The organism is Rhodococcus sp. P4_C10, assembly GCF_056402135.1.
This window is the reverse complement of sequence record NZ_JBFUHZ010000004.1, coordinates 95956-122410: the sequence shown is the minus strand read 5'-3', so window position 1 is coordinate 122410 and position 26455 is coordinate 95956. Positions and strand designations below refer to the sequence as shown.

At 71.4% G+C, this 26455-nt stretch carries 21 protein-coding genes and 2 pseudogenes; 15 read left to right on the top strand and 8 right to left on the bottom strand.

The features are described from left to right. Positions 1 to 6 precede the first annotated feature (6 nt). From AC1DWC_RS03400 to AC1DWC_RS03370, 7 genes and pseudogenes are all read left to right on the top strand, one after another. Positions 7 to 1053, top strand: coding sequence for an ABC transporter substrate-binding protein (locus AC1DWC_RS03400; protein ID WP_477906159.1), 1047 nt, complete (start codon positions 7 to 9; stop codon positions 1051 to 1053). After that, entirely contained in the window at positions 1050 to 2150 is a 1101-nt protein-coding gene (locus AC1DWC_RS03395; RefSeq protein ID WP_477906158.1) for an LLM class flavin-dependent oxidoreductase, read from the top strand. The genes AC1DWC_RS03400 and AC1DWC_RS03395 overlap by 4 nt, the downstream gene beginning before the upstream one ends. Next, the gene (locus tag AC1DWC_RS03390; protein ID WP_477906156.1) at positions 2147 to 3331 is read left to right on the top strand and encodes an LLM class flavin-dependent oxidoreductase; all 1185 of its coding nucleotides are present in this window, start codon (positions 2147 to 2149) and stop codon (positions 3329 to 3331) included. Before AC1DWC_RS03395 ends, AC1DWC_RS03390 begins: the two co-directional genes overlap by 4 nt. A gap of 29 nt (positions 3332 to 3360) precedes the next feature. After that, positions 3361 to 3972: pseudogene (locus AC1DWC_RS03385) on the top strand (class II aldolase/adducin family protein); the annotation flags it as partial. 63 nt (positions 3973 to 4035) lie between these two features. Then, positions 4036 to 4851 (top strand): annotated as a pseudogene (locus AC1DWC_RS03380) (ABC transporter substrate-binding protein); the annotation flags it as partial. Positions 4852 to 5027: 176 nt separating this feature from the next. Beyond that, complete coding sequence (locus tag AC1DWC_RS03375; RefSeq protein WP_477906155.1) at positions 5028 to 6176, top strand: acyl-CoA dehydrogenase family protein; 1149 nt, start codon at positions 5028 to 5030, stop codon at positions 6174 to 6176. Further along, positions 6173 to 6610 carry a MaoC/PaaZ C-terminal domain-containing protein gene (locus tag AC1DWC_RS03370; protein ID WP_477906153.1) on the top strand — a complete coding sequence of 146 codons (438 nt, stop codon included), beginning with the start codon at positions 6173 to 6175 and terminating at the stop codon, positions 6608 to 6610. The genes AC1DWC_RS03375 and AC1DWC_RS03370 overlap by 4 nt, the downstream gene beginning before the upstream one ends. A 25-nt stretch (positions 6611 to 6635) precedes the next feature. Here AC1DWC_RS03370 and AC1DWC_RS03365 read toward each other — a convergent pair whose 3' ends face one another. Then, the gene (locus tag AC1DWC_RS03365; RefSeq protein WP_477906150.1) at positions 6636 to 7772 is read right to left on the bottom strand and encodes an epoxide hydrolase family protein; all 1137 of its coding nucleotides are present in this window, start codon (positions 7770 to 7772) and stop codon (positions 6636 to 6638) included. An 82-nt stretch (positions 7773 to 7854) separates the two neighbouring features. On the opposite strand from AC1DWC_RS03365, the gene AC1DWC_RS03360 reads away from it, so the two are divergent. Further along, the gene (locus AC1DWC_RS03360; protein ID WP_477906148.1) at positions 7855 to 8325 is read left to right on the top strand and encodes a MarR family winged helix-turn-helix transcriptional regulator; all 471 of its coding nucleotides are present in this window, start codon (positions 7855 to 7857) and stop codon (positions 8323 to 8325) included. Here AC1DWC_RS03360 and AC1DWC_RS03355 read toward each other — a convergent pair. Further along, positions 8292 to 8927 carry a dihydrofolate reductase family protein gene (locus AC1DWC_RS03355; protein WP_477906146.1) on the bottom strand — a complete coding sequence of 212 codons (636 nt, stop codon included), beginning with the start codon at positions 8925 to 8927 and terminating at the stop codon, positions 8292 to 8294. The genes AC1DWC_RS03360 and AC1DWC_RS03355 overlap by 34 nt on opposite strands. A gap of 77 nt (positions 8928 to 9004) precedes the next feature. Between AC1DWC_RS03355 and pepN the strand changes: the two genes are divergently transcribed. The 3 genes from pepN to AC1DWC_RS03340 all read left to right on the top strand — a co-directional run bounded on the left by pepN (position 9005) and on the right by AC1DWC_RS03340 (position 13781). Next, positions 9005 to 11491, top strand: a complete 2487-nt coding sequence (gene pepN, locus AC1DWC_RS03350) for an aminopeptidase N (protein WP_477906144.1) — start codon at positions 9005 to 9007, stop codon at positions 11489 to 11491. Positions 11492 to 11685: 194 nt separating this feature from the next. After that, positions 11686 to 12948: an insoluble domain protein gene (locus AC1DWC_RS03345; RefSeq protein ID WP_477906142.1), complete on the top strand. Its 1263-nt coding sequence runs from the start codon at positions 11686 to 11688 to the stop codon at positions 12946 to 12948. Positions 12949 to 13127: 179 nt separating this feature from the next. Further along, positions 13128 to 13781: a DUF8176 domain-containing protein gene (locus tag AC1DWC_RS03340; RefSeq protein WP_477906140.1), complete on the top strand. Its 654-nt coding sequence runs from the start codon at positions 13128 to 13130 to the stop codon at positions 13779 to 13781. 69 nt (positions 13782 to 13850) lie between these two features. Here the strand turns inward: AC1DWC_RS03340 and AC1DWC_RS03335 are convergent, their stop codons facing one another. Further along, positions 13851 to 14411, bottom strand: a complete 561-nt coding sequence (locus tag AC1DWC_RS03335) for a helix-turn-helix domain-containing protein (protein WP_477906138.1) — start codon at positions 14409 to 14411, stop codon at positions 13851 to 13853. A gap of 154 nt (positions 14412 to 14565) precedes the next feature. Between AC1DWC_RS03335 and AC1DWC_RS03330 the strand changes: the two genes are divergently transcribed. Next, the gene (locus tag AC1DWC_RS03330; RefSeq protein WP_477906136.1) at positions 14566 to 15918 is read left to right on the top strand and encodes an MFS transporter; all 1353 of its coding nucleotides are present in this window, start codon (positions 14566 to 14568) and stop codon (positions 15916 to 15918) included. Between the two features lie 448 nt (positions 15919 to 16366). On the opposite strand, the gene AC1DWC_RS03325 is transcribed toward AC1DWC_RS03330, so the two are convergent. The 5 genes from AC1DWC_RS03325 to AC1DWC_RS03305 form a co-directional block, all read right to left on the bottom strand. Beyond that, on the bottom strand, positions 16367 to 17152 hold the full coding sequence (locus AC1DWC_RS03325) for a hypothetical protein (RefSeq protein WP_477906134.1): 786 nt from the start codon (positions 17150 to 17152) through the stop codon (positions 16367 to 16369). An 85-nt stretch (positions 17153 to 17237) separates the two neighbouring features. Then, positions 17238 to 18761: an acyl-CoA synthetase gene (locus AC1DWC_RS03320; protein ID WP_477906133.1), complete on the bottom strand. Its 1524-nt coding sequence runs from the start codon at positions 18759 to 18761 to the stop codon at positions 17238 to 17240. 56 nt (positions 18762 to 18817) lie between these two features. Next, the gene (locus AC1DWC_RS03315) at positions 18818 to 20410 is read right to left on the bottom strand and encodes a GMC family oxidoreductase (protein WP_477906131.1); all 1593 of its coding nucleotides are present in this window, start codon (positions 20408 to 20410) and stop codon (positions 18818 to 18820) included. A 54-nt stretch (positions 20411 to 20464) separates the two neighbouring features. After that, positions 20465 to 22183 carry an aldehyde dehydrogenase family protein gene (locus AC1DWC_RS03310; RefSeq protein WP_477906129.1) on the bottom strand — a complete coding sequence of 573 codons (1719 nt, stop codon included), beginning with the start codon at positions 22181 to 22183 and terminating at the stop codon, positions 20465 to 20467. A gap of 139 nt (positions 22184 to 22322) precedes the next feature. Beyond that, positions 22323 to 23324: an MBL fold metallo-hydrolase gene (locus AC1DWC_RS03305; protein ID WP_477906127.1), complete on the bottom strand. Its 1002-nt coding sequence runs from the start codon at positions 23322 to 23324 to the stop codon at positions 22323 to 22325. 194 nt (positions 23325 to 23518) lie between these two features. On the opposite strand from AC1DWC_RS03305, the gene AC1DWC_RS03300 reads away from it, so the two are divergent. From AC1DWC_RS03300 to AC1DWC_RS03290, 3 genes are read left to right on the top strand one after another with little or no spacing between them, the layout of a single operon-like run. Further along, a complete protein-coding gene (locus AC1DWC_RS03300) occupies positions 23519 to 24265 on the top strand; it encodes a (Fe-S)-binding protein (protein ID WP_477906125.1) in 747 nt (248 codons plus the stop codon). Further along, positions 24262 to 25776: a lactate utilization protein B gene (locus AC1DWC_RS03295; RefSeq protein WP_477906123.1), complete on the top strand. Its 1515-nt coding sequence runs from the start codon at positions 24262 to 24264 to the stop codon at positions 25774 to 25776. The genes AC1DWC_RS03300 and AC1DWC_RS03295 overlap by 4 nt, the downstream gene beginning before the upstream one ends. Next, on the top strand, positions 25773 to 26396 hold the full coding sequence (locus tag AC1DWC_RS03290) for a LutC/YkgG family protein (protein ID WP_477906121.1): 624 nt from the start codon (positions 25773 to 25775) through the stop codon (positions 26394 to 26396). Before AC1DWC_RS03295 ends, AC1DWC_RS03290 begins: the two co-directional genes overlap by 4 nt. Positions 26397 to 26455: the final 59 nt, after the last annotated feature.

Sequence of the window (26455 nt, the reverse complement as noted above, 5' to 3'; positions counted from 1 at the left end):
CACGTGATGACCGCAGTAGCCGACACCTCCCTCGACACCCTCTGGTACACCCGCTGCCCCGTGCCCACCGCGAGCGGCCTCGCGCACAGCCTCGGCTGGCTCGCCGATGCCGCCGCCGACTCGGGGGCGCGCCTGGACGTGCTGCAGGACGCCGGCCCGGAACTGGCGGCCGCGCACTTCGACCACCAGCTGCCCGGGCTGGTCCGCGAGGGAGGCAACGTCCCCGCGATCGCCGCCCGCGCCCAGGGCTCGCCGACCCGGCTGATCGGGCTCACCTGGATCGACGAGGCGCAGGCCATCCTCGTCGGTCCCGGATCCGCGGTCGCGGGGCCGTCCGACCTGGCGGGCCTGCGGATCGGCGTCCCCGCCTGGGCGCAGGACCAGGCGCGCAGCTTTCCGCGGGCGATGGCCCTGCACGGCTTCGCGAATGCGCTGCGCCTGGCTGGCCTGACGCTGGCCGACGTGACCGCAGTAGAGGTGGACGCCGAACGGAACCCGCAGGTGCGCAGCGCGGTTCGGACCGAGCGCGGCACCACCACCTGGGGCGTCGACGAGCTGCTGCGCGGCGACGTGGACGCGATCTACGTCAAGGGCGCCCGTGCCCAGGAGGTGGCCCGCGAGCACGGACTGCGGGTCGCGGTGGACCTCGACGCCACCGACTCGAAGCGGCTGCGTGTGAACAACGGCACCCCGCGACCGATCACCGTACACGCAGACCTGCTCGAGTCCCGGCCCGAGCTGGTGGTCGGGTTCCTGGCGCAGAGCCTGCGCGCCGCGGACTGGGCGGCCGGCAACCTCGACCGGGTCCGCGAGGTCCTCGCCCGCGAAACCCTCTCCGGCCCCGAGGGGGTCGCGGCCGCCTACAAGGAGGGCTTCCACCTGAGCCTGCACCCGTCCTTGTCCGACGAGCGGGTCGAGCTGATCGACATCCAGAAGCAGTTCCTATACACGCACGGCTTCCTGGCCGCGGACTTCGACCTCGAGTCCTGGGTGGCCCGCGAGCCGCTCGAGCGTGCCCGCGAACTGCTGGACTTCGGAAAGGCGGCGTCATGACCGAGTTCATCTGGCAACTTCCCTCCCGCGGCGACGGCCGGCACGCGGCGCCAGGCACCCGCAACCGCGGAGGCTTCGGCGGACCGCAGGTGCCCACCGTGGCAACGGACCTGCGCCCCGGCAACTTCGGGCCCTTCGACGATCTCGGCCAGATCGTGCTGGCCGCGGAGCTCTCCGGCCTGGACGGGGTGCTCGCGCCCTACGACCCGCTGGGGGAGGAGTCGTGGATCGTCGGCGGCGGGGCCCTGCGTGACACCCGGCACGCCCGGGTGATCGTCGAGTTCCAGCCGGCGTTCGGAACCCCGGTGTACGCGGCCAAGGTGTCCGCGACGCTTCAGCGCTTGTCCGCCGGACGGTTGGGGTGGCGGATCCAGGTGGAGACCGACGAGGCCGACGCCCGGGCACGGGGCGACCGGGTCACCGGCGCCGATCGGTACGCCCGCGCCGCGGAGTTCCTCGCCGTGGCCCGCGGCGTGTGGAACGAGTCTCCGCTCGCCGGTGCCGGATTCGCGGGCACCGACTTCCACTTCACCGGTGAGTACTTCGACGTCGTCGACGGTGGGTTCCGCGGGATCCTGTCCGGTCTGCCGTTCCCGACGGTGTACCTGTCCGGTTCCTCGGACGAGGCGTTGGACCTGTCGGCGAGCCACGGCGACGTGCACCTGTTCACCGAGACGGTCGACGGTCTCGGCGACCTGGTCGGCGCGCTGGCCGAGCGGGCCGCCGCGCGGGGGCGCACCGTGCGCGCCGGGCTGGAGCTGCCGGTCATCGCCCGTGAGAGCGAGGACGAGGCCTGGGCGCGGGTCGAGCGGCAGTGGCGCGAGGTCCATCCCGACAGTCCCGTCGCCCACGAGCTCGACCTCGGCGACGGACGCTGGGCCGGGTTCACCGAGCTGGGCTACGACGAGCCGATCGGACTGGTCGGCAGCTACGAGCAGGTGGCGCAACGGCTCTCGGCCTACGTCGATGCCGGCATCGACAGCTTCGTCCTCACCGGGCGCCCGCACATCGAGGAACTGCACCGCGCCGGCGAGCATCTGCTGCACCTGGTGGACCCGGCCGGACGCACCATCGCAGGACAGGAGGCCACCGCATGAGCACCGACTTCTACTGGCGGATCGGGATGGAGGGCGACCACGCGTCGCTGCGCACCCCGCGCCGCTACAACCGCGGTCACGCGAACGGCTACGGCCCGGGCAACATCGCGCCGGCGATCCGGGGCGGCGAACTGGACGGCTACGGGTACATCGACCACATCGCCGCCGTGGCCAAGGCGTCCGAGTCGGCGGGGTTCCTCGGCGGGTTGCTGCCGTCGTTCCCGGTCACCGAGGACCCGTGGGCGGTGGCGTCGGCGCTGGCCCGCGAGACCACCACCTACAAGTTCATGGTCGCCTTCCAGCCGGGATTCCTGCATCCCGTCCAGGCGGCGCGGATGTCGGCGAGCCTGCAGCGGGCCACCGGCGGCCGGCTGGTCTACAACATCATCAGCGGCGGCGGGGGACCGGCGCAGCTGTGGTGGGGCGACAAGGTCGACCACGACGACCGGTACGCCCGCACCAGCGAGTTCCTCGACGTGCTGCGCGGCGTCTGGGACGGCGACCCGTACCAGCACGCGGGCCGGTTCTATGCCACCGACGGCGCCGCACTGCCTCCGGGCCTGGCCGGTCAGCCGTTCCCGGAGGTGTACTTCTCCGGGTCGTCGGCCGCGGCCGTGGGTGCTGCCGGGCGGCACTCGGACTACTACCTGTCCTGGCTCGAGCCGTTCGCGGATCTGCGCGCCAAGTTCGACGGGGTCCGCACCCACGCCGAGAAGCTCGGGCGGACACCGAAGTTCGCGGTCCGGATCGACGTCGTCGCCCGGCACACCGAGGAGGCGGCCTGGGCCGAGGTCGAGAAGGGCTGGGCCTTCGTCGACCGCGACGCGGCGAACAGGGCGGCGCAGGGCGACTCGGTCGGTGCCGCCCGCATCAAGGGCTGGGTGCCGGAGAGCATCACCGGCTACCGCGATCTCGAGGTGCAGCCGAACGTCTGGGCCGGGTTCAGCCTGATCCGCGGCGGCCCCGCCTTCGGTCTGGTCGGCAGCTACGAACAGGTCGCGCAGCGCCTCGACGAGCTGCGCGAGCTCGGCGCGGACGCGTTCATCCTCGCCGGCAACCCGCACCTCGAGGAGGCTTACCGCGTCGGCGAGGAGGTCCTCCCGCTGTTGCAGGCGACTGCGCCAGTGAGTCCTCTCGGTCCCCCCGGGGGCCAGACGGACTCGCGGCTCCTCATTCCCTGACCCACCCTCGACTACACCAGGAGAAACCCATGACCACCACCGAATCCCGTATCTCCGAGACCGCCGCCGCCTTCGTGGCGAGCGCCACCCGCGACGCGGAGAGGGCATTCCGGGTCTTCCGCGAGACCGGCACCGTCTCCGCCAACAGCACCGTCAACTTCGTCGAACGGGTGCCGGGCGAGGAGATCGCCGTCGCCCTCAACGAGCCCGGCCCGTGGGCGGACGACCGCACCGTCGAGCCCGTCGTCGCCACCTTCGACGGCGAGGTGCTCGCCGGCCGCGGCTCCGCCGGCTTCGTCACCGGCTACGCCAAGGTGTTCCGCGAGCACCCGGAGATCACCTCGATTGTGCACGTGCACACCCCGTGGCTGGGCGGCTTCGCGCAGACCCACAAGAGCCTGCCGATCCGGTACGCGGCCTCGCAGCGGCTGACCCTGTCCCGCGAGATCCCGCCGCACATCGACCGCAGCGTCGGCGCGGGCGAGTTCATCCTCGAGCAGTTGGTCCGCGACCCCGACCTGGTCGCGATCTTCGAGGCCAACGGCGGCGTCAACGTCATCGGCCGCGCCGGGCTGCTCGACCTCGCGAAGTTCGTGGTCCTGCTCGAGGAGGGCGCGCAGTACCAGGCCATCGGCGGTAGTCCCCCTGCCGAGAAGGCGCACCGGCACGCACCGCACTTCCCGTCTCGACCCAGGAGCAATCCCATGACCGTTCGCGTCGGCTACTTCCCGCACAACAACTCCCTGTTCGTCCTGCGGCACCGCGGGATCCTCGAGCGCGCCCTGCCCGACGTGGAATGGGTTGACCTGCGCGACCTTCCGGAGCCCGTAACGGTGGACGTCAGGACCGCGCTGCCGAGCCTGCACTCGGACTGGTTGTTCACCGAGGGCGGCTACGACGTCATCGGCACCGGCTTCACCCCGCCGCTCACCGCGCTCGCCAACGGTCGCGACGTGGTCTACGTCGGGATCTCGGGGCCGCGGATCGAGAACGGCCGCCTGGTCACCCTCGCCGGTTCCGGCATCGATACCGCCGCTGACCTGTTGGGCAGGCGCGTCGGCATCGCGCACGGGTCCTGGCAGACCAGCCTGCTGCTGCTCGCCCTCGACCGGGTGGGGCTGACGTGGGCGGACGTCGAGCCCGTGGACACCGGTGTGCACGAGGGCGGGGCCGCGCTGGTCGCCGGGGAGCTGGACGCCTGGGTCGGCGCGTACCCGGGCCTGGCTGCGGTCGAGAACGCCCACGACGTGCGCACGCTGGTCGACACGGAGTCGCTGTTCGGTCACCAGTCGCTGTGGTTCACCAGTGGCGACTTCGCGGAGCACAACCGCGAGGCGCTCGGGGCCGTCGTCGAGGCGCTGCAGGAGTCCGACGCCTGGATCGAGGCGAACCCCCGCGAGGCCGCCCGGTACTTCGTCGACGACGCCGTCGCCCGCGGCGGGCAGGCCGACCTGGAGACCTGGGAGCGGGCACTGCGCGGTCGCCCGTGGGGCATCGACCCGGTGAGCGAGTCGTTCCTCCGTCTGACGCGGTGACCGGTTCGGCGGGAGGGCAGACCGCACCGCCCGTCGAATCGATCTCGCCGAGGCGCGCCCGAGGCCGGCGTCGGTACCGTCGTGTGTAACGGTAGTGATCAGGCGCGCGCCCCGTCGGCGGCACGCCATTGGTCCGGCACAGCGGAGAAGGCGGTCAGTTCATGAAGAAGTACGTCCCCACCTGGCACGACGACGAGGTCCGTGCCCTGTCCGAGCTCGCGCTCGGGTTCTTCGAGCGCGAGGTGGTAGCGCACAACGAGAAGTGGGACGCCCAGCACCGCATCGACCGCGACGTGTGGCGCACGGCCGGTGAGCTCGGCCTGCTTCTCTGCTCGATCCCGGAGGAGTACGGCGGTGGGGGCGGCACCTTCGCCCACGACCTCGCCGTCTTCGAGGCCCAGGGGTACGCCGGCGACCTCGCCTTCGGCGTCTCGGTGCACAGCGGCATCGTCGCGCACTACATCGCCGAGTACGGCTCGGAGGAGCAGAAGCGGGCGTGGCTGCCGGGGATGGCGACCGGCGAGATCCTCGGCGCCATCGGCATGACCGAGCCCGGAGCCGGATCCGACCTCAAGGCGATCAAGACCACCGCCATCCGTGACGGCGACGACTACATCGTCAACGGGTCCAAGACGTTCATCACCAACGGCTCGTCCGCCGACGTGATCGTGCTCGCCGTCAAGACCGATCCGAAGGCCGGCGCCAAGGGCGTGTCCCTGCTGATCGTCGACCTGCGGGACTGCCCCGGGTTCGTGGTGGGGCGGGTGCTGGACAAGGTGGGCCAGCAGGGCGCCGACACCTCCGAGCTGTCGTTCACCGACGTCCGGGTGCCGGCCGCGAACCTGCTCGGCGACGCCGAGGGGCAGGGCTTCGGGCAGCTGATGACGCAGCTGGTGCAGGAACGGCTGATCATCGGCGCGCAGGCCGCCGGCGCGATGAAGCGCGCGGTCGAGGAGACCGTCGCCTACACCAAGTCGCGGCAGGCGTTCGGGCAGAGCCTCTTCGAGCTGCAGAACACCGCGTTCGAGCTGGCCGAGTGCCAGACCATCGCCCGCACCTGCGAGGTGTTCCTGGACCACTGCGTCCAGTCGCACCTGGCGGGCGAGCTCGACCCGTCCGAGGCGGCGATGGTGAAGTACTGGCTCACCGACAAGCAGTGCGAGGTGATCGACCGCTGCGTCCAGCTGCACGGCGGCTACGGCTACATGCGCGAGTACCTGATCGCGCGGATGTACCAGGACGCCCGCGTGCAGCGGATCTACGCCGGCGCCAACGAGGTGATGAAGTCGATCATCGCGCGGTCGCTGTGACCCGGTACGCCGAAGACCTGACGGTCGGCGAGGTGATCGAGCTGGGCTCGCACACCGTCAGCGAGGCCGAGTTGCTGGACTTCGCCGCCGCGTGGGACCCGCAGGACTTCCACGTCGACGAGGCCGTCGCCGCGGACGGCTACTTCGGCGGACTGATCGCCAGCGGCGTGCACACCATGGCTGTGTACCAACGACTCTCGGTGCTCGGCGCCTACCGGCACTGGAGCGTGATCGGCGGCCGCGGGCTGCGCGACGTCCGGTTCCTGCTTCCGGTCCGGCCCGGCGACACGCTCACCGGCACCATGACGATCGACGCGGTCGAGCTCGACGACCGCGGCCGCGGGCTGGTCACCACCACCGGTGACCTGCTCGACGCGGACGGGCGTGCGGTGTTCAGTCTGCTCACCGAGGCGTACCTGCGCCGCCGCTCCTGACGCCGTCGCCCGGACCCAGGTGCGTCTAGCCGCGCAGGCCCCGGAAGAACGCCCGCACGTCGCCGACCAGTAGGTCCGGCACCTCGAGCGCGGCGAAGTGCCCGCCCTCCTCGAACTCGCTCCAGTGCACCAGCGTCGGGTTCGCCTTCTCCGAGACGCTGCGGACCGGGCGGACGATGTCGTGCGCGAACACGGCCATTCCCAGCGGCGCGAGGCCGGTCGGTCCGCCGCCGCCGGGACCGCCGGACTCGAAGGTCAGCCGAGCCGAGGAGCCGGCGGTGCCGAAGAACCAGTGCAGCGACACGTTGGTGAGCAGGGTGTCGTCCGGGAGCGGGTGGGCGGGGTCGGTCCACTCCCGGACCTTGTCGGCGATCCAGGCCAGCTGCCCGGTCGGCGAGTCGGTCAGTCCGTAGGCGACGGTCTGCGGGCGGGTGGCCTGCATCCGCATGTAGCCGGGGGCGTTGGCCAGGAACTTCCGGATGACCTCCACGCGTGCGACGTCGTCGTCGGACAGCCCGTCGGGGTCGACGGGCCCGTGCGGCAGGTAGTTCACATGCACGCCGACGGCGGCGTCCGGCGCGGCCACCGCGAGCTGGCGGGAGACACCGGATCCCCAGTCGCCGCCCTGTGCGCCGTACCGCGGGTACCCGAGTCGCCGCATCAGCTCCGCGAACGCGCGCGCGACCCGGGCCGTGTCCCAGCCGCGGTCACGGGTGGGGCCGGACGGACCGAATCCGGGGATGGACGGGATCACCAGGTGGAACGCGTCGGCCGGGTCGCCGCCGTGCGCCCGCGGGTCCGACAGCGGGCCGACGACGTCCAGGAACTCGATGACCGACCCCGGCCAGCCGTGCGTGAGGATCAGCGGCGTCGCGCCAGGCTCGGGGGACCGGACGTGCAGGAAATGCACTGTGGCGCCGTCGATCTCGGCGACGAACTGCGGGTGCGCGTTGATCGCGGCCTCGTGGGTGCGCCATTCGTATCCCTCTCGCCAGTACTCGGCCAGTTCCTTCATCCGGTCGAGCGGGATCCCGTAGTCCCAGCCGGCGCCCGAGACCTCGTCGGGCCAGCGGGTGCGGGCGAGGCGCTCGTGCAGGTCGTCGACGGCGGACTGCGGGATCTCGATCCGGTACGCGGTGACGGTCTCGGTCGGAGCTGACATGTCGACCTCCTGAAGTAATCGTTGGTGTCGCCAACGTTAACACTATTTGTTGGTGTCGCCAACGGTAACTAGGATGGTGCTCATGCAGCCCTCCGACGACGCCCCGCCGACCGCCCTGCGCAGTTCCCCGAGCTGGCTCGTCAGCCAGGCCGGCATCTACGCGCAACGGCTGCTCAACGAGCGGATGGCGTCCGGCGAGGCGCACCGCCACCACCTCTCGACCCTGGCCGCGCTGGTGGAGGACGGCCCCCTCAGTCAGGCCGCGCTCGGCCGCCGCTGCCACCTCGACCGCAGCGACGTCGCGGCCATCGTGAGCGAGCTGGCCGACCGGGGGTACCTCGCCCGGGAGCCGGACCCGGCGGACAAGCGCCGCAACATCGTCACCGTCACTCCGGCCGGTGTGCGGCACCTCGAACGGCTGCGGAGCCTGGCGTCCGAGGCCCAGGCCGATCTGCTCGAGCCGTTGACGGTGGGCGAGCGTGATCAGTTGACCTCGCTGCTCGGGAAGCTGGTCGAGCATCACGCGGAGCTGCGGGGCGGCGGCTGGGCGTAGCGGCCGGGTGGGGCGCGGGCCACCCGTACTACCGGCCCGGTCAGCTCCCGAACCGGTAGTGCAGGTGAACCGTGCCGCCGCCGAACCGGCGTTCCGCCACGAGTTTCGAGCCGCGCCCGGACGCCGTCGGGCAGCGCCCGGGTCCCGCCGCCCACCAGGACGGGCACGAGGAACAGGTGACACTCGTCGACCAGTCCCGCCCGGATCGCCTGTCCGGCCAGGCCCGGGCCGCCGATGGAGAGGTCCCGCGCCGCCGACGCCTTCATCCGGCGGACCGCGTCGGGGTCGAACTCCCGCTCGACCCGGGTCCTGGCGCCGGGCGCCGACTCGAGCGTCGTGGAGTAGACCACCTTGTCCGCCGCCCGCCAGATCCGCGCGAAGTCCCGTATCTCGGCCGGCTCGTCCGGGCCGGTGGGCGCGGTCTCCCAGTAGCGCATCGTCTCGTACATCCGGCGCCCGTACAGGTTGGTGCCGACCGTCCTTTCGAGGTCGTTGACGGCGCCGTGCACCTCCTCGTCCGGTGCGGCCCAGTCGAAGTTGCCGTCCGCGTCCGCCGTGTAACCGTCGATCGAGGCGATCGCCGAATAGATCAGCCTGCCCATGGTTGGCTCCCTTCTCGTCCGTCCAGTGAACCAACGGATGCGCTCTCGCGCGCGGATCGGTGGCAGGATCTACGGATGTGACCACCGCGAACCTGACCCGTGACGAAACCGCAGCGCGCTCGGCGGCGATTACCGTCCGCGCCTACCGTGTGGAACTGGACCTCGCGGCCGCCCCCGACCAGGCCCGGCCGGGCTTCGCGACCACCACCACCCTCGAGTTCGACGCGACCGCCGCGCAGACGTGGATCGACTTCCTCGGCCTGTCCGTGGAGTCGGTGACGGTCAACGGCGAGACCGTGCCCGTGGAGTACGACGGCGCCCGCATCGCCGTCCGCGGACTGGGCCCGTCGAACGTGGTCACGGTGGCCGCGACGGGCGAGTACAGCCGTTCGGGGGAGGGGCTGCACCGCTTCCATGACCCCGTCGACGGGCAGACCTACCTCTACACCCAGTACGAGCCGGCCGACGCGCGCCGGGTGTTCGCCTGCTTCGAGCAGCCGGACATGAAGGCGCCGTTCACCTTTGCGGTCACCGCCCCGGCGGGCTGGGAGGTGGTCTCGAACCGGACCGCCGCCACCCGCGAGGTCGACGACACCCGGCAGGTCGTCGAGTTCGAGCCGACCCTGCCCATCTCCACCTACCTCACGGCGGTTGTCGCAGGTCCCTACGCCCGCGTCGAATCCTCCTGGACCCGAGGTGATCTCACGGTTCCGCTCGGCGTGCTGTGCCGCGCCTCGCTGGCGCAGTACCTGGACGCCGACACCGTCCTCGAGGTGACGGCGCAGGGCCTCGACTTCTTCGCCGAGCAGTTCGACTACCCGTACCCTTGGGGCAAGTACGACCAGGTCTTCGTCCCCGAGTACAACCTCGGCGCGATGGAGAACCCGGGGCTGGTCACCTTCACCGAGGCGTACGTGTTCCGTGGCGCCGCCACCGCCGCGCAGTACGAGGGCCGGGCCAACACGATCCTGCACGAGATGGCCCACATGTGGTTCGGCGACCTGGTCACGATGGTGTGGTGGGACGACCTGTGGCTCAAGGAGTCTTTCGCCGACTACATGGGCGCCCTCGCCAGCGCGGAGGCCACCCGGTGGACCGACGCGTGGGTGGCGTTCGCGAACCGCCGCAAGGCCTGGGCGTACTCGCAGGACCAGCTGCCGACGACGCACCCCATCGTCGCGGACATCGTCGACCTCGAGGCGGCCAAGCTCAACTTCGACGGCATCACCTACGCCAAGGGCGCCAGCGTCCTCAAGCAACTGGTCGCCCACGTCGGTCGCGAGGCGTTCTTCGAGGGCTCGCGCCGCTACTTCCGCGCGCACGCGTTCGGCACCGCGACGCTCGAGGACCTGCTGGCCGAGCTGTCGGCGACCTCCGGCAGGGACCTGACGGCGTGGGCGCAGGCCTGGCTGCAGACCAGTGGCGTCTCCACGTTGACGCTCGAGCGCCGCGGCAAGCGGCACGAGATCGTCCAGACCAACCCGCGGCCGCACACCCTCGCCGTCGGGCTCTACGACTTCGACGACGCCGGCTCGCTGGTGCTGACCGAGCGACTGGAGGTGGACATCTCCGGTGTGCGCACCCCGGTCGAGCTGACCGAGACGCCCCTGGTGCTGCTCAATGACGGCGACCTCACCTACGCCAAGGTCCGGCTGGGCGGGTTCTCGCTCCGCACCGTCGAGGCCTCGCTCGACCGCGTCGTCGACCCGCTGGCCCGCGGGCTGGTCTGGTCGGCGCTGTGGAACGCCACCCGCGACGGCGTGCTCCCCACCGAGCGCTACCTGACGATGGCCCGCACCTTCGCGCCCACCGAATCCAACATGGCACTGCTCACCGCGGTGCTGGCGAACGCGTCCTACGCCGTCGGGCACTACCTTCGCCCCGAGGCCCGCGACCGGTGGCGCGGCGAGTGGCTCGAATCCTCTTGGGCCGCAATGTCCGCCGCGGAACCGGGATCGGGGGAGCAGCTCGCGTGGGCCCGGGCGGTCGCGGCGGCGGCCACCGTCCAACGCGACCGCGCCGCGGACGTGCGCGCGGTGCTCGACGGCGGGGCGACGGTGCCCGGGCTGCGGCTCGACCCCGACCTGCGCTGGTCCCTGTGGACCGCGCTCGCCGCGACCGGGGACGCGGACACCGCGGACCTCGACGCCGAGCTGGCCCGCGACGACACCGCGTCGGGCCGCACTGCGCACCTGAAGGCGATGGCGGCGCGCCCGGACGAGGACGTGAAGGCGCAGGCCTGGGCGTCCGCGTTGGAGGACAGGTCGCTGACCAACGACCACCTCGACGCGGTCATCGGCGGCTTCCGGGCCGGCGCCCGGCGCGACCTCATCGCCCGGTACGACGGCGAGTACTTCGACTCGATCGGTGACGTGTGGGCATCGCGCAGCATCGAGATCGCCCGCCGCATCGTGGTCGGACTGTTCCCGGCCGCGGACTCCCTGCGCGCGGTCGACGCCTGGCTCGACGAGCATGCGGAGGCGCCCACGGCGCTGCACCGGTTGGTGCTCGAACAGCGTGACCACCTGGCGCGGGACCTGCGCGTGCGGGGAGTCCGCCGGTGAGGCACGGCCGGCCCCGGTAGCCGCCTGTCGGCGGGGGCCGGTTTCGTCGACACCGGCGGCCGGTTTCTGCCGCACGTGCCTCGCGGATCGAAAGATCCGCGGCGGCGAGAGATGAGGAGCAGTCGCCGTCGGACGACCGTCGGCGCGACGCTCCCTCCCGACACAGGAGCGTCCGGACAGATCCAGGGGGGATCATGCAGGACAGGGGATTCGGCGTCCGAAATCGGCGCCGACGCGTGCAGCGGTTGACGGTGGCGGGGGCGGTTCCGCTCGCGATCACGATCGGGTGGACCGGGGTGGCGGTCGCCGCGCCGACGGAGCAACCCGGCGTTTCGGTGCCGGAGGAGTCGCAGCCCGGTGTGGTCACGGCCGAGGCCGACCAGCCCGGAGTGGCGCCCGCCGAGGAGCCCGCACCGGAACCCGAGCCGGCGCCGCGTCAGTACTGGGTGGCGCCGCCGACGGAGTACCAGCAGATCGAGTACCAGCCGTACCAGGCGCCGAGCATGTACGACGTGCCCGTGTACGAGGAGCCCGTGCGCGACGAACCGCAGGTGCTGCACCTGCCGGCGGCGGTGGAGCCGGTCGCGCCGATCCAGGCGCCCAGGAACATGCTGCGCGCGGGCGACTTCATGGTCGACCAGCAGACGGTGCGGCTGAGCGACGACGACCTCGAGCGCACGAACAACCAGTTCGCCATCGCGGAGTCGCAGGTCGCGACCTTCTGGAAGTCCGTCGGCTTCGAGCCGGAGCGGGCGCAGAAGGTGGCGGCGGCGACCACCGCGGGCGCGGCGAGCGGGGCGCTGGCCGGTGGCACTGCTCTGGGTGCGCCGGCGGCGGTGGTGGGTGCGGTACCCGGCGCAGTCGTCGGCGGCGTCGTGGGCAGCTTCACCGGCGGCGCGCTCGGCACGGTCTTGGTTCCGGGAGTTGGCGCCGTTCCGGGCGGTGTGGTCGGGAGCGCAGGCGGTGCCGCTATCGGGGCGGCTGCCGGTGCAGCGGTAGTCGGCATTCCGGCCGCTGTCGTCGGAGGCACCGTCGGCGGGCTCGTCGGCGGCGCGGCGGGTACCGCGTTCGGCGCCGGTGACGTCGACGGCGAGCCGCTCGTCGACCTGACCCCGACTTCCACACCGGAGCCGGCCGCGCCCGCTCCGGTCGTGATCGACACCGCCGCGGTCACCGCTCAGACCCGGGCGGTCGTGACGCAGGTCGAGGCAGGGCCCGGTGGTCCCGAGGTGGTCGAGGGCGTGCGCGTCGTCGCCGACGCGGCGCCGCAGGTGGCCCGCGACGTGGCCGGCGCCGTGACCGGTCGGGTCGATGTCGCACGGACCGCGGCGATCTCGGTGCCCGGCGGGCTCGAGGGCGTGACCTCGCTCGAATCGGCCGTCGTGAATTCGCCGGTCGGCCCGGTGGGCGGCCAGGTCGCGGACGTCCTGACGGCCGTGCGCGCGGGCCTGGCCTAGCGGTCACGGCGGGTAGGGTCTCCGGCACCGTGGGTACGCGTCCCACCTGGCAGAGCGCCCGCGACGACTGGTTCGCGGGCGCGGAGCCCACGCCGGATGTCGGGGGCGCTGGTGCACGCGAAACGGCGAGCATAGAAGCGCCACAGGCGGATTCATCGGGCGGGCCCGAACCCGAGTGGATGCCGCCGGCCGAGGGCGAGCTGACCGCCTACGTCGACGGGTCTGTGTCCGGGCCGCCGCCGGCGCCCACTCGTCGGCGGCGGCGGGGCGCCTCGGTGGCCGCCGCGGCGGCGATCCTCGTCGTCGGTGGCGCGTTCGCCGTGGTGACTCTCGGGGACTGGGCCGGCCCGAATGGGGACTCCGTGGTCGCGGCAGCCAAGCCGTCCGGGGCGGGCGTCGACGCCGGCGTCCGCGAATCCGGCCAGGCGGCAACGGTTCCCGCCTCGGCGGAGGACCTTTGGTGTGCGGGACTCGCGCCGGGCGAACCCGCCACCATGGACTCGCCGGATCCGGGGGCGGCCGCGATCGCGGGGTTCGAGGACGCGTACTACGGAGCCCGGGACGGGGCCAAGGCCCGGACCTTTGTGGCAGAGAATGCGCGGGTCGGATCCGCGGAGGTCCTGACCCGGGGAATCGCCGAGTCGATCCCGGTCGGCACGACGCACTGCGTCGTGGTCAAACGGACGGGGGAGGGAGCCTACGCGGTCGACCTGTTCGAGCGTCGCCCAGACGGCGCCACCACGCGGTACCGGCAGGTGGTCACCACTGTCGGCAAGTCCGGGTCACCCACGGGCGAGGTCATCACCGGAATCAGCAGGCGAGAGGGGCAATGAGAGATGAAGTCTTGATGAGCTGCGATCGGCGCGGTGGAATTCGGCCTCGGGGGTGGGGGCGGCTGGTGATCACGTGCGGACGACAGCCTGTTCGCCCCGCGGTCCGAACAGGTGCAGGATCTCGACTGCGTTCGAATCCCCGGGGCCGAACCAGTGCGGCTCACTGGTATCGAACTCGGCGACTTCGCCTGGGCGAAGGATGAATTCGCGCTCACCGAGGATGAGGCGCAGTTCGCCCGCCAGGACGTACAGCCACTCGTAGCCGGCGTGGGTCACCAGCTTCGGCTCGCGGGGGGCGAGCACCTCCTTGAACACCTGCACGCGGCCCGGAAATTGCGTCAGCGGTACCAGGGTGGTGCCGCGGCGTTTGCGGATCGGGGTGAGGTGGACACGGGGATCTCCCGTGGCAGGCGCGGAGATCAGCTGTTCGATCGCGACGCGATGTGCGCGCGCGAGCGGAATCAGCAGGTCGAGGGTGGGCCGGCGCTTGCCGGACTCGAGCCGGGACAGCGCGCTGACGGAGATCCCGGTCTCGGCCGACAGGGACTCCAAGGTGAGGCCTCGGTCGTTGCGCAGCCTGCGCAGCCGGGGGCCGATGTCGTCGATGATCCGTTCCACGTCGCCGTCCACGACCACCATTTTGCGGTCTTCGCAAAATCACTGGGCCGTCGGAGGGCCACGCCGCGACCATTCGGGGATGGACAGACAGCGCCGGGTACGGCAGATGACGAACGAGACGACACTCCTCGCCCCACCGGGGTTGAGCCCGCGTCGACAGTGGACGGTGCTGGCGGTCTGCTGTTCGAGCATGTTCGTCGTGGGGATGGACACGACAGTCGTCAACGTTGCCCTGCCCGCGATCGGGCAGGACCTGGGCGCGGACGTGCGCAGCCTCGAGTGGATCGTGGATGCGTACACCCTTGCCCTTGCCGGCCTCCTGATCTCTTCCGGGGCGCTGGCCGACCGATTCGGACGACGGCGGGTGTTCCAACTGGGATTGGCGGTGTTCGCGGTCGCCTCGTTTGCCTGCGCACTCGCCCCTTCGCTCGGCGCGCTCGCCGCGGCCCGCGTTGTTCAGGGCGCGGGCGGATCGATGCTCAGCCCCGTGGCCCTTGCAATCGTCGTGAATGCGTTCTCCGATCCGAAGCAGCGGGCACGGGCCATCGGTGTCTGGGCGTCGGTCTTCGGGCTCAGCATGGCGGTGGGGCCCGTCGTGGGTGGTGCGCTCATCTCGGTTTGGGGTTGGCGAGCGGCGTTCTGGATCAACGCGCCGATCATCGTGACCGCTCTGGTGCTGAGCGCGGTGTTCGTGCCGGAGTCGCGAGCGCAGCAGCCCCGGAGCCTGGACGTCCCCGGTCAGGCCCTGCTCGCGGTCATTGTCGGTGTGTCCGTCGGCGTGCTGATCGAGGGGCCGCGAATCGGTTGGGCTTCGCCGGCGGCGCTGGCCGCGTACGCCGGCGTCGCCGGTGCGGCAGTCGCGTTCGTCAGGCTCGAATCTCGCCGACCCGAGCCGTTGATGGATCTGCAATTGTTTCGCAGGCCGGCCTTCACCAGTGCGGTGGTGGGGGCGGTGGCGGTGTTCGTCGCGCTGAACGTGACGTTGCTGATCAACACGCTGTATCTGCAACATGCCCGCGGATTGACGCCACTGGCCGCCGGCACGGCCACCCTGCCCCTCGCCCTCGGGGCGACCGTGTGTGCACCACTGTCGGGCCACCTGGTCGGGCGCCTCGGACCGCGACCACCCCTCGCGCTGGCCGGCGGCTTCATCACGGCCGGGGGACTGTTGCTTCTCGCTCTCGACAGCGGCACCGGAGTCATATGGCTCCTGACGGCCTATCTGCTCATCGGCATCGGTTTCGGTTTCGCCAATGCCCCGATCACCAACACCGCGGTCGGTGGGCTCCCGCCGGATCGCGCCGGTGTCGCCGGCGCGATCACGTCCACTGCTCGCCAGTTCGGGGCGGCGGTCGGTATCGCCGTCGCAGGCAGCATTGTCTCCGGCGTCGGTCCGGCGCAATTCGCACATGCGTCAGGCCCCGCCTGGCTTCTCGTCATCGCCTGTGGGCTCTTCCTGTTCGTCGTCGCGCAGGCATCGCGCCCCGTCGCGGACTCCGTCTCCGGTTCGGGTCGGTGATGCGGAGGGCGTGCTGTCAGGGATCGCCGGAGTCGCGGCCGGCGTGCTGGAGGATCTCGGGACCGGTCAGTTGCGGGCGGATCGGATCGACCACACGAGCATCGTCATGGTGAGTGGCGTTGACAGACATCGGATTTCCTCCTGGATTCGGGGACTCGCCCGATCTTCGGCGGGATGGTCGACCAGCTCATCCCGATGAAGCGCCCGCAGACCGTCGAGGACGTCGCCGGACCCGTCGCGTACGTGCTCTCGGCCGAGGCGGCCAACGTCAGGGACGTCCGAATCGGTCCAGGGGCCGGTGGGAGACGAATGACCGTCGAATGCCGGTCGGCGAGAGAGATGTTCGATGCGACGTGGCGTCGCAGCCGCTCCCTCACGCACTCTCGGTGAGTCGGTTCGCCGGCCACGGATTCCGGGGCGGGGAGCTGTTGCGTTTTCAAATCCGGCGCTAGCTCACGAGTCGGGTGGCCTCGATCTGTTCGCTGACCGGGTCGCTCGAGCCAACGGAGCCGTTCCCGCCGGTCTCGCCGGGAGCCGCGCCGCCGGCGGGTTCGCGCACGTAGGCGTACATCTGCGACGGGGAGGTGGACGTGCCGCCGAAGTAGAACCCGGCGTACCACTTGCCGGTGCTGGTCGGGTTGGCGGGACAGGACCGGGGCAGCATGGCCGTCGCGTGGATGTCCCGGCCGCGGATGGTGCCGTCGACGGCGAAACGGTAGACGGACCCGTCGATCTGGATCGAGTACCGCAGCGGCGCATTGGCCGCGAGGTCGTCGTGGGAGAGGGTGACGAGCGCGCTGTCCGGGTACTGGTGCACGCCGTCGGCATTGGCGTACGGCACCAGTTCGAGCACGCGGGGCGAGGTGTCGGTACGCCACCGCCACCCGAACATGGCGCCGTTGCGTGCCAGGTCGATGTCGCCGCAGTCCGAGAAGCCGGGCAGCTTGTTCCAGTCGAACTGGTCCTCGGGCTGGGTGGGCGCGGTGAGCACGTACTCCGCCGTCGGGGTCAGCACGAAGTCGTACGTCCGCGAGGCCCCGCCGGGGCTGACCCAACCCGCCAGCGGGCCGGCAACCCCGGCGGGGCTGCCCACCGTCGCGCTGTGCGCGCCCCGCTCGATGGTGTAGCTCGACCAGCCGGGGGGCGTGCCGGGGGCCAGGCAACCGCTGAGCCCGGTGGCCATCGCCAACACTGCCGCGGCGATGCCGACCTTGCGGACGATCGTGCGGCTCACGGCTGCCCCTTCCGGTTTCGTCCGGCCACCCTCCCACACGGTCCCCGCCGGCTGCGCCGTTTCCGCGCAGGCCCGTCGCGGACGGTCAGGACCGGACGGTCCGCAGCTCCCGCTTGAGCAGCTTGCCGCTCTGGTTTCTCGGCAGCTCCTCGACGAACACCACCCGCTTGGGCACCTTGAACGGCGCGATCCGCTCCTTGACGTGCGCGATCAGCGACTCGGACGTCACCTCGCCGTCCTCGCGCAGCACCACGACCGCGGTGATCGCCTCGATCCACTTCTCGTCCGGGGTGCCGATGACCGCGACCTCCGCGACCGCGGGGTGCGTGTAGATCGCGTCCTCGACCTCGCGTGAGGCGACGAGGATCCCGCCGGTGTTGATGACGTCCTTGATGCGGTCCACCACCGTGATGAAGCCCTCGGCGTCACGGGTGACCAGGTCGCCGGAGTGGAACCAGCCGTCGCGGAACGCCTCCGCCGTCGCCTCCGGGTTCTCCCAGTAGCCCTGGCACAGCTGCGGCGACCGGTAGAGGACCTCGCCGGCGACGCCGTCGGGGACGTCGTTGCCCTCGGCGTCCACCACCCGGGTCTCCACGAAGAACACCGCACGCCCGCAGGACGACGGCCGGTCCTGGTGGTCCTCGGGGCCGAGCACCGTGGCGAGCGGCCCGATCTCCGACTGCCCGAAGCAGTTGTAGAACCCGAGATCCGGGTACTTCTCGCGCAGCCGGTTCAGCACCGTCACCGGCATGATGGACGCGCCGTACTGCGCCTTCTTCAGCGACGAGAGGTCGCGGGTGTCGAGGTCCGGGTGGTTCGCCAGCGGCACCCACACCGTCGGCGCGAGGAACAGCGACCCGATCCGGTCGGCCTCGATGCGGCGCAGGATCTCCGGGATGTCCGGTGCCGCCATCAGATTCACGGTCGCGCCGACCGACAGGTACGGCATCATGAACACGTGCATGCCCGCCGAGTGGTACAGCGGCATGCAGATCAGCGGGTTGTCGTCGGCGGACAGGCCCAGCGCGATCACCGACGACACGTACTCGTGGACGAGCGCACCGTGGGTCATCATGGCGCCCTTGGGCTTCGAGGTGGTTCCCGACGTGTACAGCAGCTGGGTCAGGTCCGTCGACGAGGCCTGCTGCGGCAGCTCCGGCACCTCGCCGCCGCTGCCGACCGCGACCAGTGATCCGTCCGCGTCACGCAGCGCGAGCACATGCTCGACGGCGAGGTCCGGGCGCACCGAGTCCAGGGTGCCGGAGAGCGCGGGGTCGACCAGCACCGCCCGGGCACCGGACTGCGAGACCAGGTAGCGCAACTCCTCGCCCTTGAGCGCGTAGTTGACCGGCACCTGCACCAGTCCCGCCCGCGCGCAGGCGAGGAATCCGATCACGTACCCGTCGGAGTTGGTGCCGTACGCGGCGACCCGGTCGCCGTGCTCGAGTCCGAGCGAGAGCAGGTGGCCGGCCGCGCGGGTCACCGCGGCGTCGAGCTCGCGGTAGGTCCAGCTGCGACCGTCGAAGGTCAGCGCCGTGCGGTCGGGGAACTTGGCGGCCGAGCGGCGCAGCACGCCGTCGACGGTGTTGGTGCGCGGGTCCATGCTCATGCGCGCCAGATTATAGGACGTCCAACTATTTAGGAAGGGTTCCGAAGGGACTCGTGTCAGGCCGACGCCCGGATCATGTCGGCCGCCTTCTCCCCGATCACTACCGACGGCGCGTGGGTGTGGCCGCGGATGAGGGTCGGCATGATCGACGCGTCCGCCACCCGCAGCCGGTCCACGCCGCGCACCCGCAACTGGGGGTCGACGACGCTGCCGTCGTCCTTGCCCATGCGGCAGGTGCCCGCCGGGTGGTACAGGGTGTGCGAGTTCCGCTCGAGCGCGACCGCGAGCACCTCGTCGAGGGGCGTGTGCGCCGGCAGGTCGGGCCGGACCATCACGCCGAGCCGGGACCTCAGCGCGGGGGCCGCGGCGAGGGCGGTGCACAGCCGCAGACCCTCGAGCATCGCGCGACGGTCCGCGCCGCCGGCGTCGCTGAGGTAGCGCGGGTCGATGACCGGCTTGTCCTCCGAGAACGCCGACCGCAGCGTGATCTCCCCGCGGCTCTGCGGCCTGAGCACGATCGTGCCGATCACCGCGGCGTGCCCGGTGGCCGGCACCAGGCCCTCGTCGAAGTACGGGGCGGGGGCGAAGATCATCTCCAGGTCCGGCAGCGTGAGTTCCTCACGGCTGCAGGCGAACCCGTACGCCTCGCCGACGTTCGAGGTGAGCATCCCGCGCCGCCGGGCCAGGTAGTTCGCCAGTTCGGGGAGCCTCTCGGCGGCGAACAGCGAGTCGGCCTCGACGCGGTAGCCGAGCATCGAGACCAGGTGGTCGGCGAGGTTGCGCCCCACCTCCGGCAGGTGGTGTCGCACCGCGATCCCGTGCCGGCGCAGGTGCTGCTCGTCGCCGATGCCGGAGAGCATCAGCAGCTGCGGCGAGTTGATCGCGCCGCCCGCGAGGACCACCTCCCTGCGGGCCCGCACGGTGCGGCGCGCGCCGTCCTTCTGGTACTCCACCCCGACGGCGGCCGTGCCCTCGAAGATCACCCGGGTGGCCTTGGCCTCGGTGAGCACCGTCAGGGTGGGGCGTCGGCGTGCGGGCACCAGGTAGGCGTCGGCGGTGCTCCACCGGGCGCCCCGCTTCTGCGTCACCATGGTCTGCGAGAAGCCCTCGGGCCGAGCGGTGTTCGCCCGTTCCACCGGGTACCCGCACTCGCGCGCGGCCTCGAGGAACGCCGCGGTGAGGAGGCGTGGGCTGCGCTGCCGGCTCACCGAGAGCGGTCCGGAGGTGCCGGCGTCGACGGACGCCGTCCCCTCGACGTTCTCGATCCGGCGGAAGTACTCCACGACGTTGTGGAAGGCCCAGGACCGGTCGGCCAGGTCGGCCCACTCGTCGTAGTCGGCGGCGAAACCGCGGATCCACATCATCGCGTTCATCGACGACGACCCGCCGAGCATCTTCCCCCGCGGCCAGTAGACCCGGCGGCCCCCCAGGCCCGGCTGCGGCTCGGTCAGGTAGTCCCAGTCGAGTTCGCTGCGGAACAGCTTCGAGAAGGCCGCGGGGATGTGGACGAATCTGTTCTTGTCCGGCGGCCCGGCCTCGAGCAGGACGACGTCCTTGTGCGGGTCGGCGCTGAGCCGGCCGGCCAGCGCGGCGCCGGACGACCCCGCCCCGACCACGACGTAGTCGGCGACCGACTTCTCGCTGTTCATTTGTTGGCCTCCACTTCGAGAAGTACTGGGGAGAACCGTCTATCCACTTTGCAGCTAGCCCCGCAGCGCCGACGCGAAGATCGCCGGCAGCTTGGTCCACGACGGCGCGCCCGCGAAGCCGGTCAGCAGTCGCCCGGTGCGGGCGGCGGTGCGATTGCCGACGAACCACGGCGGCTTCGGCGAGATCGACGCCTCGCGGTGCAGCAACGACCGCGGCGACGGCCGGAACGGTCCGCGGACCACCGTGCGCTCCGGGCTGTCGATGAGCAGGGCGTTGTGCACCACGCCGATGCCGCTCTGCACGTCGTCGAGCGTGTGGCCGGGGAAGGCGCCCCAGGTCGCGGTGGCGGTGAGGTACCCGACGCCGGTCCAGGCGTTCACGGCGATGGTGCCGTACCGCAGGGACTCGAGCAGCGAGTCGAATCCGTTGCCCATCGCGTCGATGGTGCCGGGCTCGGCGATGATGTTGACGCCGAGCGTGCCGACGAACTGGTCGTTGACCATTTCCGCTGCGCGGGTGGCGAACTCGGCGCCGTCGTGCGGCAGGTCGATCACCCCGAGGACCGGGGCGAAGTATTCGGTCTGCAGCAGCGGGGTGCACTCGTCCGGCGGCAGACCGCTCACCAGGACCCGGCCGCCGCGCTCGCCCAGTTTCTCGGCGCGCGGGAAGGTTTCGGTCGCCGCGGCCACCCGGCTGTCGCTGCCCGGGTAGTAGGGCGCGCGGGCGGGGGCGCGGTCGACGGCCTTCCGGAGCGCCGCGACGAACTCGTCACGCTGGGGCCATGCCGACGAGAGCACCACCACCTGCGCCGCGACGCAGTTGTAGCCGCCGTTGTGCAGGCGTTGCGTCGCGACGTGCTCGGCCTGGAACTCGATGTCGGACCGGCTCCACTCGCCGGGCAGCACGATGGTCGGCGACACCCCGCCGAGTTCGCTGGAGATGGCCTTGTCGAGCACCGGCTCGCCGGCGGCCTTGCGGCGCGCGCCGTCCTCCCCGGTGCCGAACACGATCGCGTCGTGGGTGAGCGCGCTGCCCGTCATGTGCACGTGGTCGACGAGGCGGTGCCGCGTCAGGTACGTCCCGACGTCCGCGCCGCCGGTGAGCAGGCGGACCACGCCGATCGAGACCAGCGGTTCGAGCACCCGCTCCAGCACGGGCAGCAGTGGGTCGGTGATCGGGTTCAGCTTGAGCGCGACCACCCGGTTGTGGGCGATCAGCTCGTACAGCGTGTCGAGCGGGGCGATGGAGGTGATGTTCCCGGCGCCCAGCACCACGCCGACGCCGTTGGTCCGGGTCGGGTCCAGCTCGGCGAGTCCGGCGTCGCGCTGGGCCGTCGCCTTGTCGATGCCCGGCTGCAGCCACACCTCGGCGCTGAACCCGCTCAGCAGCAACCGGTCGAAGATGCTGCGGGGCAGCACCCGGACGGTGGTGCGGCCGCCGGGGGCGGTGCCGAAGTCGGCGTCGGCGAGCGGGCTGGCGCCGGACTCGAGGGCGGCGAGGCTCGACGACAGCGCGGTGAGCGAGGTGGCCATCGGGTACGGGCCGGACATCCATTCCTCGCCGACCAGCGGGGAGTCCGGGTCGAGCCGCTTGATCGCGACCGCGGCGGCCACCCAGTCGGCGGCGTTCGCCACCGTGAGCTCCCGCACCCGGTCGAGCAGTCTGCGGCGCTCGCTCAGGGGCAGGCCGGCCCAGGTCTTCTCGCCCTCCACCAGGTCGGTGAGGGCCTGGTCGACCTCCGGGTAGGCGGTCGGGGTTGCGGGATCACTCACTGCGGACTCCTGTCTCCGGGGACGGAAGCCCCCGAGGACGTCCGTCCGGTCGAGGGCGTGGGACGACCACGCCCTCGAAGGACCTACAGTTCCGATCTTCGTCGCTTTGGCAGTGATGCGCCATGGATCGGCGCAGCGGCTACCGCCGCGCGACGAACAGCGCGGGCTCGGTGCCCGGCACCTGCGCGACCTGCTCGCGGGTCACCAGGTGCCGCAGGTGCGCGGCCGCCTCGGACAGCGCCATGCCCTTGGCCATCGGGTGGAAGTCCGTCCACGGCCGGTACCACTTCATCCGCTGGGCCACCTCCCACACGGTGATCTGGTCGTCGGCGAACGCCTCGTACAGGTGGTCGAGCCGCTCCTCGTGGTGCTCGATCAGCTCCACCGCCCGGCCCGCGACGTCGTCGATCGGCAGGCCGTGCGCGCCCAGGCCCCGGGTGACGTCCATCGACTGCACGCGGCGCAGCGAGTCCAGGAACTCGGCGAGGCCGTCCCGCTCCTCGAGCGGGTAGACGAAGTTCCCGACGTGCGGGGTGGTCTTCTGCAGCACGTGGTCGCCGGTGAACATCACGTCGGCGTCCTCGAGGTAGAAGCACACGTGGCCCGGCGTGTGACCGGGTGTGAACACCGCGCGGAGCCCGCGGCCGGTCAGCGCGATGACCTCGCCGTCCTCGAGCTTGCGGTCGGGTGCGGCCTCGGGGCCGACCGGCGCGTCGCCGCCCGACGCCTCTTCGAACGCGGCGAGGTCCTCGGGTTCCGCGCCGGCCCGGGCCAGGTTCGCCAGCTGGTAGTCCATCCACTCCTGGTTGCGGCCCTCCGACATCTTCTCGAACATGTCGTGGTCCGACTCGTGCATGGCGATCCACGCGCCGGACGCCTCCCGGACCCGCCCGCAGAGGCCGGTGTGGTCGGGGTGGAAGTGGGTGAGCACCACGCCCTCCACCTCGGAGACCGAGTGCCCGATCGACTCGAGGCCGGAGGTCAGGCCCTGCCAGCCCTCGTCGTCGCCCCAGCCGGTGTCGACCAGGACCAGCCCGCCGGGGGACTCCATCGCGTAGACAAGGGTGTTGCCCAGGGGATTGTGGGACATGGGAACGGGAATCTGGAAGATGCCATCGCCGATGGCCGTAGCTTCGCTCATCTGAGGTACCTCGTGACTAGTTAATATCGCTAACCCTTTCCGTCATCATGACCTCTCGGGCGTCGCGGTGGGAGGCGGGGTCCCGCGTCGCGGGAAACTTGCTGGACCCGGGCCCGTGCGCCGCGTCGGCCTGCACGACGGTGGGCTCCGGACCTACTGTGGGCGGAAGGCACCCGACGACTCCGGAGTACCGCATGCGAATCGCGCTGTTCGCCACCTGCATCGGGGACACGATGTTCCCGGACGCGGCCAAGGCCACAGCCCTGCTGCTCACCCGCCTCGGACACGAGGTGGTGTTCCCGCCGGGGCAGACCTGTTGCGGGCAGATGCACGTCAACACCGGGTACCAGCCCGACGCGCTCCCGCTGGTGGAGAACTACGCCGAGAACTTCGGCGACAGTTCCGTCGACGCGGTTGTCGCCCCGTCCGGTTCCTGCGTGGGGTCGGTGCGCCACCAGCACCAGATCGTCGCCGAGCGCTACGGCAGCGTCGGCCTGTGCGGGCGGGTCGAGACCGTCAAGGCGAAGACCTACGAGCTCTCCGAACTCCTCGTCGACGTGCTCGGGGTCACCGACGTCGGCGCCCACTACCCGCACCGCGTCACCTACCACCCCACCTGCCACTCGCTGCGGATGCTGAGGGTCGGCGACAAGCCGCTGCGCCTGCTCCGGGCGGTCCGCGAGATCGACCTCGTCGAGCTGCCGGAGGCCGACGTGTGCTGTGGGTTCGGTGGCACGTTCGCGATCAAGAACGCGGAGACGTCAACGGCGATGCTGGGGGACAAGATCCGCAACGTCGCGGCCACCGGCGCCGAGTTCTGTTGCGCCAGCGACTCGTCGTGCCTGATGCACATCGGTGGCGGCATGTCCCGGCTGCAGATGGGGACCAGGACGGTGCACCTCGCGGAGATCCTGGCGTCGGTCGGGCCGGTGACGGCATGAGGGGTGTCGCGCTCGGCCTGCCGCCGTTCCCGCCCCGCGCGCCGAGGGGCGCCGGGTTCCTGCGCGGCACCGAGACGTTCCCGGCCGCCGCGCACCACGAGCTGGCGAACGCCCAGCTGCGCCGCAACCTCGGCAAGGCCACCCACACGATCCGCGCCAAGCGCCTCGCGGTCACCGGGGAGCTGCCGGACTGGGAGGCGTTGCGGGACGCGGGATCCGCGATCAAGACCGACGTGATGAACCGGCTGCCGGAGCTGCTCGAGCAACTCGAGGCGGCGGTGATCGCGCGCGGCGGCGTCGTGCACTGGGCGGCCGACGCGGACGAGGCCAACGACATCGTCACCCGGCTGGTGCGCGCGACCGGCTCCGACGAGGTGATCAAGGTCAAGTCGATGGCGACGCAGGAGATCGCGCTCAACGAGCACCTCGAGGCCCGCGGCATCCGCGCGTACGAGACAGACCTGGCGGAGCTGATCGTGCAGCTCGGCCACGACAAGCCCTCGCACATCCTGGTGCCGGCGATCCACCGGAACCGCGCCGAGATCCGCGAGATCTTCCTGCGCGAGATGGCCGACGTGGACCCTGATCTCGACGACGACCCGGCGCACCTCGCGGCCGCCGCCCGGAAGTTCTTGCGGCACAAGTTCATGACGGTGCCGGTGGCGATCTCCGGGGCCAACTTCGGGATCGCCGAGACCGGCACCCTCGGTGTGGTCGAGTCGGAGGGCAACGGCCGGATGTGCCTGACGCTGCCGCGGACCCTGATCACGGTGATGGGCATCGAGAAGGTGGTTCCGGAGTACCGGGATCTCGAGGTGTTCCTCCAGCTGCTGCCGCGCTCGTCGACGGGCGAGCGGATGAACCCGTACACGTCGCTGTGGACCGGCGTGAGCACCGGCGACGGCCCGCAGGCCTTCCACCTGGTGCTCCTCGACAACGGCCGCACCGCCGCGCTGGCGGATCGGGTGGGCCGCGCCGCGCTGCACTGCATCCGCTGCTCGGCGTGCCTGAACGTGTGCCCGGTCTACGAGCGCACCGGCGGGCACGCCTACGGCTCCACCTATCCGGGGCCGATCGGCGCGGTGCTGACCCCGCAGCTCGCCGGCATGGACGGCGCCGACGACCCGAACTCGACGCTGCCGTTCGCGTCGAGCCTGTGCGGGGCGTGCTTCGACGCCTGCCCGGTCAAGATCGACATCCCGTCGTTGCTGGTGGAGTTGCGGCACCAGAAGGTGGAGCAGTCGGGTTTCGGCGTCGAGGCCGCCGCGATGAAGGCCGCGTCCTACGCGATGACGAAGGCTCGGCGGTTCACCGCGGCGCAGAAGGCAGTCGGCCTGGGTCGGCTGCTGGCGGGGAAGAAGGGCAGGATCTCCACCCTGCCGCCGCCGCTCAGCGGGTGGACCGCCACCCGCGACATCCCGGCGCCGCCGAAGCAGACCTTCCGGCAGTGGTGGGACTCCGAAGAGGGGCGCGCGGAGATCGAGGCCGCGCGACGGGAGGGGCGGTCGTGAGTTCACGTGAGGTGATGCTGGCGCGGGTGCGGGACGCGTTGACGTTGGCGCCGCCGGCGGCGCTGGAGATCCCGCGCGGGTACCGGACCGGCCGGACCATGCCCGACGAGCAGCGCCGAGCCCTGCTGGTGGACCGGCTCGTCGACTACAAGGCGCAGGTCCACACGTGCGAGGCGGGGGAGTTGGCGTCTGTGCTGGCCGGGGTGCTCACCGAACTCGGCGCGACGCGGGTGGGAGTGCCTGCGGGACTGGACGAGTCGTGGCTGGCCTCGTTCGGCGGCGAGGTGGTGGTGGACTCGGCGGACGTGCCGGCGCCGGAGCTGTCGACGCTCGACGCCGTGGTGACGTCCTCGACGGTGACGTGCGCGGAGACCGGGACCATCTTCCTCGACGGCAGCCCCGATCAGGGCCGGCGGGCGCTGACCCTGGTGCCGGACGTGCACGTGTGCGTGGTCGCGTTGGCCAGCGTCGAGGTCGGGGTGCCGGAGGCGTTGGCGCGGCTGGTGCCCGAGCGCCCGACCACCATGATCAGCGGGCCGTCGGCGACCTCGGACATCGAACTCGAACGGGTCGAGGGGGTGCACGGCCCCCGGAACCTGCACGTGGTGATCGTCGGGTGAGGGGGGTGGTGCGTGCGCCGCCCGCGCATGACAGTCGGGCGTATTCCAAAACGTACGAC